Below are 10,421 nucleotides of genomic sequence, written 5' to 3'. Positions count from 1 at the left end.
GACGTAAAGCGAAGCAGTCCGGAAACCCTGCCCCGGAGGCCCGTCACCGCACCCGACACCCACCCGCCCGCCGCAGGCGCAACGGCGAGGAACAGACAAGCATCACCCCAGCCCACGCCCCGCGCAGCGGAGCCGCGACGAGGACAAGCCACCACGGCGGGAAAGCCGAAAACGTGGGAAGGCTACGCGCTACGCGCTGGCACGCAACGGCCGTCCTCCGTCTGGTAGTTCCAGCGGGCGCCGTTCGTCACCAGTTCCCTGACCGCTTCGACGAAGCGGTCAACATGCTCGTCCGGCGTGCCAACGCCCAGGCTGACGCGGATGGCGTTGAGGGACTTCTCGCCGGGGGCCGCGTCGGGGGCGCCGCACTCGCCGGGGTCCTGGGGCTCGCTGCCGAGGAGGGTGCGGACGAGGGGGTGGGCGCAGAAGAGGCCGTCGCGGACGCCGATGCCGTACTCGGCCGACAGCGCGGCCGCGAAGTGGGAGCTGTTCCAGCCCTCGACGACGAAGGAGAGGACGCCCACCCGTGCGGCGTCGTCGCCGAAGAGGGAGAGCACGGCGACCTCGGGGACCTCGGCCAGGCCGGCGCGGAGCCGGGCGATCAGCTCCTGTTCGCGGGCGACCAGGCCGTCGAAGCCGGCCTCGGTGAGGGCCTGGCAGGCCGAGGCGATGGCGTAGGCGCCGATGACGTTGGGCGAACCGGCCTCGTGCCGGGCCGCGGTGGTGTGCCACTCGACGTCGACGCCGCCGTCCGTGCGCCGGGAGACCTTGCGGCTGGCGCCGCCGCCGGCGAGGTAGGGCTCGGCTTCCTGCAGCCAGTCCGCGCGGCCGGCCAGCACTCCGGCTCCGAACGGCGCGTACAGCTTGTGGCCGGAGAAGGCGACCCAGTCGGCGTCCAGGTCCGCGAGGTCCACCGGGTGGTGCGGGACGAGCTGCGCCGCGTCCAGCACGATCCGGGCGCCGTGCGCGTGCGCGGCGGCCGCCAGCTCCCGTACCGGCCACAGCTCGCCGGTCACGTTCGACGCGCCGGTCACGCAGACCAGCGCCGGGCCGTAGGGCTCGCGGGCGGCCAGCGCCTTCTCCAGGGTATCGACCGCCTGCTGCGGGGTGCGCGGGGCGTTGAGGTAGGTGACCGCGACGTCGGGGCGCTGCTCCCACGGCAGCAGCGAGGCATGGTGCTCGGTCTCGAAGACGAACACCCGGGTGTCCTGCGGGAGTACGGCGGCGAGCAGGTTGAGCGAGTCGGTGGTGGAACGGGTGAAGACGACCTGGTCCCCGTCCCGGCAGCCGAGGAACTCCGCGATGGTGCGGCGGCTGTTCTCGAAGAGGTCGGTGGACAGCTGCGAGAGGTATCCGGCGCCGCGGTGCACGCTGCCGTAGTACGGGGCGTAGGCGGCCACGTCGTCCCAGACCCGCTGGAGCGCGGGGGCGCTGGCGGCGTAGTCCAGCGCGGCGTAGTCGACCTCGCCGCCGGTCACCAGCGGGACAAGGACATCCCGGCCGAGAACCGGCAGCGGGGCACAAACGGAACGGTCGGCGGCAACGGCGGAAACAGACATGGCGAACTCCCGTGAGAGACAAGCGAATTCGCTGCGGGCGGGGGCGCGCGAAGGCGCGCCGGGGCGCCGCGGCGGAAAAGGAAAAAGGGATGCGGAAGAGGGGCCGTCGGGCCCTAGCGCATTCGCTGATTCACGGAAGTTCTCCCTCGGGGACCAGGACCCGGCGAGGGTCCGCGCTTGCCGCAGACCTCGCTGCCTGCGGCCTGGTCATCACCCGGGGCACCCCGCCACGGAAGGAGGGTTGCCGGACAGCGGGCCGGGGCCTGTGTCGCTGTCACTCGTGACCTGGGCAGAATCATGCCACACGAGCAAAGCGGCGCAAGGCCCGGTCCGTATGACGGACAGGGCCTTGCGTCACACCCTGCGTCACCGCGCGCTCAGGTGTTGCTGGCGGCCACCCAGCGCTCCAGCGCCTGCTTGGCCGCCCCGGAGTCGATGGAGGCGGCGGCCCGCTCCATCCCGGCCCGGATCTGCTCGGCCAGCGGGGCGTCCGTCGGCTCCAGCGCGACCAGCGCCGCCGCGCTGTTGAGCAGCACCGCGTCGCGCACCGGGCCGGTCTCCCCGTCCAGCAGCCGGCGGGCGACATCCGCGTTGTACGAGGCGTCCGCCCCGCGCAGCGCCTCCACCGGCACCAGGGGGATACCCACGTCCCGGGGGTCGAAGTGCTCCTCGCGCACCGTGCCGTCCCGGACGACCCACACCCGGGAGGTCGCGGTGGTGGTCAGCTCGTCCAGGCCGTCGTCGCCGCGGAAGACCAGCGCCGACGAGCCGCGCTCGGCGAGCACCCCGGCCAGGATCGGCGCCATCCGGGCGTCCGCGACACCGGTCGCCTGGGCGCGGACCCTGGCGGGGTTGGTCAGCGGGCCCAGCACGTTGAAGGTGGTGCGGATGCCGAGCTGGGCACGCGCGTTGGCGACGTGCCGCAGCGAGGGGTGGAACTTCACCGCGAAGCAGAAGGTGATGCCCGCTTCCCTGGCGACCTCGGTGACCCGCTGCGGGGTGAGGTCGAGGTTGACGCCGAGCTTCTCCAGGACGTCGGAGGCACCGCTGGCCGAGGAGGCGGCGCGGTTGCCGTGCTTGACGACCTTGGTACCGGTGCCGGCGACCACGATCGAGGACATCGTGGAGATGTTGACGGTCTTGGCGCCGTCGCCGCCGGTGCCGACGATGTCGACGCTGGGGCCGGGCACCTCGATCAGCCGGGCGTGCGCGTACATGGTCCGGACGAGTCCGGAGATCTCGGCGACGGTCTCGCCCTTGGCGCGCAGGGCGACCGCGAATCCGGCGATCTGGGCGTCGCCCGCCTCGCCCCGCATGATCTTGTCCATCGCCCAGGCGGTGTCGTCCGCGGTGAGGTCACGGCCGGCGAGCAGGGCGTTGAGCAGGTCCGGCCAGGTGTGGGCCGCCACGCTGTCGCCGCCTGCCGGGGTCACAACGTTCATGGTCCACACTCCTGGATTGTCTCCTGCTTATGCCGTCACCCTATCGAGCCACCGGACACGCCGGAGGGCCCCGTCCGATCAACGGACGGGGCCCTCTGGGTGGCGTACTACCTACGGTGCGCCGGTCAGGGCGCCGTGGTGATCAGTGGTGGCCGTGGCCGCTGGTGATCTCCTTGTACTCCTCGGCCGTGGCCTTCGGGATGACGTTGTCCTCGCCGTAGTAGGCCTTGGAGAGCCTGGCCCGCAGCTTCTGCGAGCGCGACAGCTTGCGCTCCACACCGTTCTCGTCGACCTCCGGGCCGAGCTCCAGCGGGGCGGGCTGCTCGTGCTGGGTCAGCAGGTGCAGCTGCTCCTGGTCGAGCGGCTCGTGGACCTCGATGAACTCACCGTGCGGCAGGCGCTTGATGATGCCGGACTCGCGGCCGTGCAGCACCTTGTCCTTGTCGCGCCGCTGCAGACCCAGGCAGATCCGCTTGGTGGCGATGAAGGCCAGCACCGGAAGGACGAAGAATCCGATCCGGACGAACCACGTGAGCGAGTTGAGCGACAGGTGGAAGTGCGTGGCCCACAGGTCGTTACCGCCACCGATCAGCATCACGAAGTACGCGACCAGCCAGGCGACACCGAAGCCGGTACGGGTCGGGACGTTGCGCGGGCGGTCCAGGATGTGGTGCTCGCGCTTGTCGCCCTTGACCCAGGACTCGATGAACGGGTAGACCGCGATCGCGACCAGGACCAGCGGGAAGATCAGGATCGGGATCAGCACGCCGAAGTTCAGGGTGTGGCCCCAGAAGTTCCACTCCCAGCCCGGCATGACACGCACCAGACCCTCGGCGAAGCCCATGTACCAGTCGGGCTGGGCGCCGGTGGACACCTGGTCAGGACGGTAGGGGCCGATCGCCCACACCGGGTTGATGCTGGCGACCGCGGCGATCACCGAGATCACGCCGAAGACCAGGAAGAAGAAGCCTCCGGCCTTGGCCATGTAGACCGGCAGCAGCGGCATGCCCACGACGTTGTTGTTGGTCTTGCCGGCACCCGGGAACTGGGTGTGCTTGTGGTAGAAGACCAGGATCAGGTGCGCCACCAGCAGGCCGAGCATGATGCCCGGCAGCAGCAGGACGTGCACCGTGAAGAACCGCGGGATGATGTCGTGCCCCGGGAACTCCCCGCCGAAGATGAAGAACTGCAGGTACGAACCGACCAGCGGCATCGCCAGGATGACGCCCTCGATGAACCGCACGCCGGTGCCGGAGAGCAGGTCGTCGGGGAGCGAGTAACCGGTGAAGCCGGTGAACATGCCCAGCACCAGCAGCAGGAAGCCGAACAGCCAGTTGACCTCGCGCGGCTTGCGGAAGGCGCCGGTGAAGAACACCCGCATCATGTGGACCATCATCGCGGCCAGGAAGACCAGCGCGGCCCAGTGGTGGATCTGGCGGATCAGCAGACCACCGCGCACGTCGAAGCTGATGTCCAGCGTCGACTCGAAGGCCTGCGTCATCCGGATTCCCTGCATGGGCACGTAGGAACCGTGGTAGGTCACCTCGGCCATGCTCGGGTGGAAGAACAGCGTCAGATAGACACCGGTCAGGATGATGATGATGAAGCTGTAAAGCGCGACCTCACCCAGCATGAAGGACCAGTGGTCCGGGAAGATCTTGCGCATGTTGGACTTGGCCAGGCTGTAGATGCCCAGCCGGCCGTCCGCCCAGTCGGCGATCCGCTCGCCCCGCGGCGCCTGGCCGCGGCGCGGGTTGGTCGCGCCTTGTTCGTTACTCATCCGCGCTCCCAGAAGCTCGGGCCGACGGGCTCCTCGAAGCCGCTCGCGGCCTCCAGGAAGCCGTCCTTCTCCGTGATGTGCAGCTGCGGCAGGGCGTGTCCGGCCGGACCGAAGATCACCCGACCGCCGTCAGAGAGGTCGAACGTCGACTGGTGGCAGGGGCAGAGCACGTGGTGCGTCTGCTGCTCGTACAGGCTGATCGGGCAACCGACGTGGGTGCAGATCTTCGAGTACGCCACGATGCCCTCGTGCGACCAGGACAGTTCGTGCTTGTCCTTGATGTTCTGCGGCTGAATCCGCACGAGCATCAGGGCGTCCTTGGCGATCTCCTGGGCGAACTCCTCGTCGGTCTCCTCCAGGCCCTCGGGCTTGGCGAACGTCAGGGAGCCGACCGCGATGTCCTCGGGACGCAGCGGGAGGTTGGTGGACTGGTTGACGAGCCGGACGCCCTTCTTCCAGTTCGTGGTGCGCAGCTTGTTCCCGGGCAGCGGCCCGAGGTCGCGCAGCAGCACGACACCGGAGAGCGGCACCAGGGCCAGCGCGCCGAACATCGTGTTGCGGATCAGCTTGCGGCGGCCGACCTGCGACTCCTTCGCCCCCTGGGCGAAGTCCGCCATGACCTTGGCCTTGACCTCGGGCGTGGCCTCGATCGGGTGCCGCTCGTCGGCGACCTCCTCGTCCGACATCAGCGTCCGGGCCCAGTGGACCGCACCGGCGCCGATGCAGAAGAGCGCCGCGCCCAGCGTCAGACCGAGCGCGAAGTTCAGCGCGCTGATGTGACCGAGCGGCCAGATGTAGACGTTCTTTTCGATCGGGATCGCCACGTAGGAGGCGATGAAGCCGACCGTCGCGATCATGGACACGACGAAGAGCAGGGCCACGGTGCGCTCGGAGCGCTGGGCGGCACGGTCGTCGATGTCCTGCGCGCGGTGCTCGTGGGGCGGCAGACCCGGGTCGGCGAACGGGTTCTCCGCCGTGGCCACCGCACCTTCGTGAGCCGTCTCCCGCTCACCGGGAAGGGTTTCTTCTGGCACGTCTTCGTGTCGTCCAGTCTCGCTCATGACTTCTTGGCCTTCGTAGTCCGGGCTGCGACCCAGACGGCGACCGCGATCAGCGCGCCCAGGCCGAAGATGTAGCCGAAGAGACCCTCACTGACCGGACCGAGACCGCCGAGGTCGAGGCCACCGGGGCTCTCGGAATCATCGCCGTTGACGGCGCCCAGGTACGCGACGATGTCCTTCTTGTTCTGCTGCGACAGCGAACCGTCACCGAAGGAGGGCATGTTCTGCGGGCCGGTTTCCATGGCCTCGTAGATGTGCTTCGGGTCCACGCCCTCGAGCGTCGGCGCGTACTTGCCGTCGGTCAGGGCGCCGCCCTTACCGGTGAAGTTGTGGCACTGCGCGCAGTTGGTGCGGAACAGCTCGCCGCCCTTGGCGATGTTGGCACCGTCCGGGCTGTACTGCTCCTTGTCCGGCACGGTCGGGCCGGCGCCCAGCGAGGCGACGTACGCCGCGAGCTGGTCGATCTGGGCGTTGGTGTAGATGTTCTTCTTCCGCGGCACCTGGGCGCCGGGCTGCTGGGCCGGCATCCGGCCGGTGGCCACCTGGAAGTCCACGGCTGCGGCGCCGACGCCGACCAGGCTGGGGCCGTCGGAGGTGCCCTGACCGCCGGTGCCGTGGCAGCTGGCGCAGCCCACGGCGAAGAGCTTCTTGCCCTCCTTGATGGCAAGAGACTGGGCGGTGTCATCGGCCTGAGCCTTGTCCGCCGGCGCGAACGCGGCGTACAGCCCCCCAGTGACCGCCAGCGCGAAGAGTAGGACGACGAGCGCCGCCAGCGGATGGCGCCGTCGTGCGGAGAGCTTTTTCACGGATTACCCCGGTGTCAGGATCTTCTGCGTCGATGCTTTGGATATGTCTGTCTGATACGAGCCGGTACGGGCCCGGACTACTTGATCAGGTAGATCGTGGCGAAGAGGCCGATCCAGACGACATCGACGAAGTGCCAGTAGTAGGACACGACGATGGCCGCGGTGGCCTGCGTGTGGGTGAACCTCTTGGCCGCGTACGTCCTGCCCAGGACCAGCAGGAAGGCGATCAGACCGCCCGTCACATGCAGTCCGTGGAAGCCGGTGGTCAGGTAGAACACCGAGCCGTACGGGCCGGACGAGAGCGAGAGGCCCTCGTGCTTGACCAGCTCCGTGTACTCGAAGACCTGACCGCCGATGAAGATCGCACCCATGACGAAGGTGACCACGAACCAGGCCCGGAGCTTCTTGACATCGCCACGCTCGGCCGCGAAAACGCCGAGCTGGCAGGTCAGAGAGCTGAGCACCAGGATCGTGGTGTTGGTCGCGGAGAACGGAAGATTCAGCGCATCGGCGGATTCCTTCCAGTACTCGGCTCCGGTCACCGATCGAAGGGTGAAGTACATCGCGAAGAGGGCCGCGAAGAACATCAGCTCGGAACTCAGCCAAATGATGGTTCCGACGCTGGTGAGGTTCGGCCGATTGACCGACGGGTGCGCGTGCCCGGTTTCTACTGTCGTTGCTGTCGCCACGACCGACATTATGTCGGTCGCTTATCCCGCCCTCACTCCGGGGGGTGCCGTTCGGTGTGTCAAGGACGTATGCGCTGCTCGTACGGACCGTCCCGGCGGTCGCTCGAAGGAGGGACGCGCCCGGCGTGCCGCTGGAGCGGGGCCCCGGCGGCACCGGTCCTGACGGGCCGTCGGACAGATCGCGAATCCGTCCGACCCCTCCTGCGGGTACCCCCCGCGGGAGTAGCATCCGCCCCACCCGATGCTGTGCCGCTACGAAGCGTGGAGGAACGATGCAGGCGACTGCCACGGTGCTGGTCTACAGCGACAACGCCAACACCCGCGAGCAGGTCCGGCTGGCGGCCGGACGGCGCCCCGCCGCCGATGCCCCGCAGATCGAGATCCTGGAGTGCGCCACCGCGCCGGCCGTCCTGACCGCCCTGGAGCAGGGCGGCATCGACGTCTGTGTGCTGGACGGCGAGACCGCGCCGGCGGGCGGGATGGGTGTCTGCCGGCAGATCAAGGACGAGATCTTCCGGTGCCCGCCGGTGCTGCTGCTGATCGGCCGTCCCCAGGACGCCTGGCTGGCGACCTGGAGCCGGGCGGACGCCGCGGTGACCCATCCGCTGGACCCGGTGGCGTTCGCCGACGCCCTGGCCGGACTGCTGCGCCGCAGGAACCTCGTACAGGCCTGAGCGGCCTGCTGCGCGGCGCTCAGATCCCCGGGCGCAGCCGGGCCTCGCCGGCCGGGTTCTGCTCCCGCTCGGCCGCTCCTGTGGTGCTGGCGGCCCTGGTCTTCAGCGCGCTGCCGGCCCGCCATTCCTTCCAGGGCATGTTCCAGTCGCCGAAGCCGTTGTCGAACGGCGTCATGGTGTCGCCGCCGCTGTTGATGACCTTGACCACGTCGCCGACCCGCACGGTGTTGAAGAACCACTGGGCGTTGCCCGTGGACATGCCCGTACAGCCGTGGCTGACGTTCGCCGCGCCCTGTGATCCGACGGACCAGGGTGCGGCGTGGACGTACTCGCCGCTCCAGGTCACCCGGGTGGCCCAGTAGACCGGCAGGTCGTAGGAGTCCGAGCTTCCGGCGGCGATGCCGACGGTGGAGCTGCGCATCCGTACGAAGCTCTCCTTGCCGAGGATGACCTTGACGCCGTTGCGGGTGGAGAAGCCGGGCTTGCCGGTGGTCACCGGGAGGGTTTTGATCGTCTCCCCGTTGCGCCACACCGTCATCTGGTGCGAGGCGGCGTCGGTGACGGCCTCCACCCGGTCTCCGGTGGTGAGCTTCACGGGCTTGGAGGGGCCGCCGTAGAGGCCCTTGGCGATCTTCAGGCCCGGCAGGTTGCTGTGCACCGAGATCGTGGCGTGCGCGGGCCAGTACTCCTTCGGGCGGAAGTGCAGCTTCTTGCCGTCCACCCAGTGCCAGGCGCCCTCGACGCGCGGCATGGAGTCGACCTTCAGGGCGCTCTCCACGATGGCGCGGGCCTTCGGGTCCTTGACGGGCTGGCTCAGCTCGGCGGTGACCGGCTGGCCGACGCCGTACTCGCCGGCCTCCGGGCCGAAGACGGCGGTCAACTGGCCGTCCGCCTCCTTGGTGTTGACCACCAGCGTCCGGCGGCCGGGCGAACCGTCCTCCTCGGTGCTCACCTGCACCGTGTAGCGGCTGCCGGCGGCCAGGGGCGCGGTGGTGCGCCAGTGCCTGCCGTCGGCGCTCAGCTCGCCGTGGACGAAGCGGCCGGTGGCATCGGTGGCGGTCACGTCGGTGATCCGCGCGTCGTCCCCGTTGACGGACACCTCTAGCGGCTTGTCGGGGTCCGCTTTCTTCTTGCCGTCGGGGATGTTGGCCGAGATCTGGTCGGCCGCGTCGTAGGGATTGGCGGAGAGCGCTTCCGAATCCGAGCCCCCGCACGCGGTGGCGCTCACCGCAAGGGGCACGAGCAGGAGGCCGCAGCTCAGCACCGTCCGGGTTCGAGGTCTGTGACTCATGCCCCAAAAATATGAAGAATCACCTGCTCCAGCGCGCTGGAGAGGGCAAACGGGTCTGCCCCGGCCGCCAAACGCGGCGGGCCCGGACACCTGTTGGGGTGTCCGGGCCCGCCGACGGCTGCGGTGCGGCCGTTACTGCGTGCGGTTCTCGCCGTGGTAGTACTCGAAGACCCAGCCGAAGAGACCCACGAGGATCACCGGCAGGGAGAAGTACAGCAGCCACCAGCCGAAGACGACGCCCAGGAAGGCGAGCGCGCCACCGACGGCCAGGGAGAGCGGCTGCCAGCTGTGCGGGCTGAAGAAGCCCAGCTCACCGGCGTCGTCCGAGACCTCGGCGTCCTCGTTGTCCTGCGCACCCGCGTCGACCCGCCGGGCCGTGAAGGCCAGGTAGTAGCCGACCATGATGCACAGGCCGAAGGCGAGGAACAGTGCGGTGGTGCCCGCCGGCTCCTTCGACCAGACGCCATAGACGATCGCCATGGCGAGGACGAAGACGGAGAGCCAGATGAACATCTTGCCCTGGATCTTCACTTGCCCGCCTCCTTGCCGCCGGCGAGGGACTTGTCGTCCTCGGTGGCACGGCCGTTGTGCAGCGCGTCAAGGGCTGCGATCTCCGGGTGGTGCAGGTCGAACGCCGGGGATTCGGAGCGAATGCGCGGCAGCGTGAGGAAGTTGTGCCGCGGCGGCGGGCAGGACGTCGCCCACTCCAGCGAGCGGCCGTAGCCCCAGGGGTCGTCGACCTCGATCTTCTCGCCGTACTTCGACGTCTTCCAGACGTTGTACATGAACGGCAGGATCGACAGGCCCAGCAGGAAGGAGCTGATCGTCGAGACGGTGTTCAGCGCCGTGAAGCCGTCGGCCGCGAGGTAGTCCGCGTAACGCCGCGGCATGCCCTCGGCACCGAGCCAGTGCTGGACGAGGAAGGTGCCGTGGAAGCCGATGAACAGCGTCCAGAACGTGATCTTGCCGAGCCGCTCGTCGAGCATCTTGCCGGTGAACTTCGGCCACCAGAAGTGGAAGCCGCAGAACATCGCGAAGACGACGGTGCCGAAGACGACGTAGTGGAAGTGCGCCACCACGAAGTACGAGTCGGAGATGTGGAAGTCCATCGGCGGCGAG

The 10,421-nt window shown here is 69.0% G+C and carries 10 protein-coding genes and 1 riboswitch; of the genes, 1 reads left to right on the top strand and 9 read right to left on the bottom strand.

What is annotated here, in order from left to right; translation table 11 throughout:
• Positions 1-182: 182 nt before the first annotated feature.
• From ACWC9R_RS36310 to ctaE, 6 genes are all read right to left on the bottom strand, one after another.
• Positions 183-1,559, bottom strand: coding sequence for an aminotransferase class V-fold PLP-dependent enzyme (locus ACWC9R_RS36310; protein WP_450738072.1), 1,377 nt, complete (start codon positions 1,557-1,559; stop codon positions 183-185).
• 168 nt (positions 1,560-1,727) lie between these two features.
• Positions 1,728-1,845: riboswitch (SAM riboswitch) on the bottom strand.
• Positions 1,846-1,936: 91 nt separating this feature from the next.
• Complete coding sequence (gene trpD / locus ACWC9R_RS36305) at positions 1,937-3,001, bottom strand: anthranilate phosphoribosyltransferase (RefSeq protein ID WP_450738070.1); 1,065 nt, start codon at positions 2,999-3,001, stop codon at positions 1,937-1,939.
• A 142-nt stretch (positions 3,002-3,143) separates the two neighbouring features.
• Positions 3,144-4,781 carry a cytochrome bc1 complex cytochrome b subunit gene (gene qcrB / locus ACWC9R_RS36300; protein WP_450738069.1) on the bottom strand — a complete coding sequence of 546 codons (1,638 nt, stop codon included), beginning with the start codon at positions 4,779-4,781 and terminating at the stop codon, positions 3,144-3,146.
• Positions 4,778-5,842, bottom strand: a complete 1,065-nt coding sequence (gene qcrA, locus ACWC9R_RS36295) for a cytochrome bc1 complex Rieske iron-sulfur subunit (protein WP_450738067.1) — start codon at positions 5,840-5,842, stop codon at positions 4,778-4,780. The genes qcrB and qcrA overlap by 4 nt, the downstream gene beginning before the upstream one ends.
• Positions 5,839-6,648: a cytochrome bc1 complex diheme cytochrome c subunit gene (qcrC, locus tag ACWC9R_RS36290; RefSeq protein WP_450738065.1), complete on the bottom strand. Its 810-nt coding sequence runs from the start codon at positions 6,646-6,648 to the stop codon at positions 5,839-5,841. Before qcrC ends, qcrA begins: the two co-directional genes overlap by 4 nt.
• A 77-nt stretch (positions 6,649-6,725) precedes the next feature.
• Complete coding sequence (ctaE, locus tag ACWC9R_RS36285; RefSeq protein WP_362614683.1) at positions 6,726-7,346, bottom strand: aa3-type cytochrome oxidase subunit III; 621 nt, start codon at positions 7,344-7,346, stop codon at positions 6,726-6,728.
• Between the two features lie 263 nt (positions 7,347-7,609).
• Here ctaE and ACWC9R_RS36280 point away from each other — a divergent pair, with 263 nt between their 5' ends.
• Entirely contained in the window at positions 7,610-8,011 is a 402-nt protein-coding gene (locus tag ACWC9R_RS36280) for a DNA-binding transcriptional response regulator (protein WP_362614685.1), read from the top strand.
• A 19-nt stretch (positions 8,012-8,030) separates the two neighbouring features.
• Here the strand turns inward: ACWC9R_RS36280 and ACWC9R_RS36275 are convergent, their stop codons facing one another.
• From ACWC9R_RS36275 to ACWC9R_RS36265, 3 genes are all read right to left on the bottom strand, one after another.
• On the bottom strand, positions 8,031-9,302 hold the full coding sequence (locus ACWC9R_RS36275; RefSeq protein WP_450738064.1) for an Ig-like domain-containing protein: 1,272 nt from the start codon (positions 9,300-9,302) through the stop codon (positions 8,031-8,033).
• Positions 9,303-9,434: 132 nt separating this feature from the next.
• Positions 9,435-9,833: a cytochrome c oxidase subunit 4 gene (locus ACWC9R_RS36270; protein WP_362615317.1), complete on the bottom strand. Its 399-nt coding sequence runs from the start codon at positions 9,831-9,833 to the stop codon at positions 9,435-9,437.
• Positions 9,830-10,421: cytochrome c oxidase subunit I (locus ACWC9R_RS36265; protein WP_450738062.1), on the bottom strand; the 592-nt coding region annotated here is incomplete at its 5' end. The genes ACWC9R_RS36270 and ACWC9R_RS36265, both read right to left, overlap by 4 nt.

Source organism: Streptomyces sp. NPDC001219 (assembly GCF_053597915.1).
Note: the sequence above shows the minus strand (reverse complement) of the source record. Positions and strands in the feature narration are given on the sequence as shown.

Coding starts and splice junctions, on each gene's coding strand:
- ACWC9R_RS36275 (WP_450738064.1), bottom strand. CDS start 9,302: ATGAGTCACAGACCTCGAACCCGGACGGTGCTGAGCTGCGGCCTCCTG.
- ACWC9R_RS36280 (WP_362614685.1), top strand. CDS start 7,610: ATGCAGGCGACTGCCACGGTGCTGGTCTACAGCGACAACGCCAACACC.
- ACWC9R_RS36310 (WP_450738072.1), bottom strand. CDS start 1,559: ATGTCTGTTTCCGCCGTTGCCGCCGACCGTTCCGTTTGTGCCCCGCTG.
- qcrB (WP_450738069.1), bottom strand. CDS start 4,781: ATGAGTAACGAACAAGGCGCGACCAACCCGCGCCGCGGCCAGGCGCCG.
- ctaE (WP_362614683.1), bottom strand. CDS start 7,346: ATGTCGGTCGTGGCGACAGCAACGACAGTAGAAACCGGGCACGCGCAC.
- trpD (WP_450738070.1), bottom strand. CDS start 3,001: ATGAACGTTGTGACCCCGGCAGGCGGCGACAGCGTGGCGGCCCACACC.
- qcrA (WP_450738067.1), bottom strand. CDS start 5,842: ATGAGCGAGACTGGACGACACGAAGACGTGCCAGAAGAAACCCTTCCC.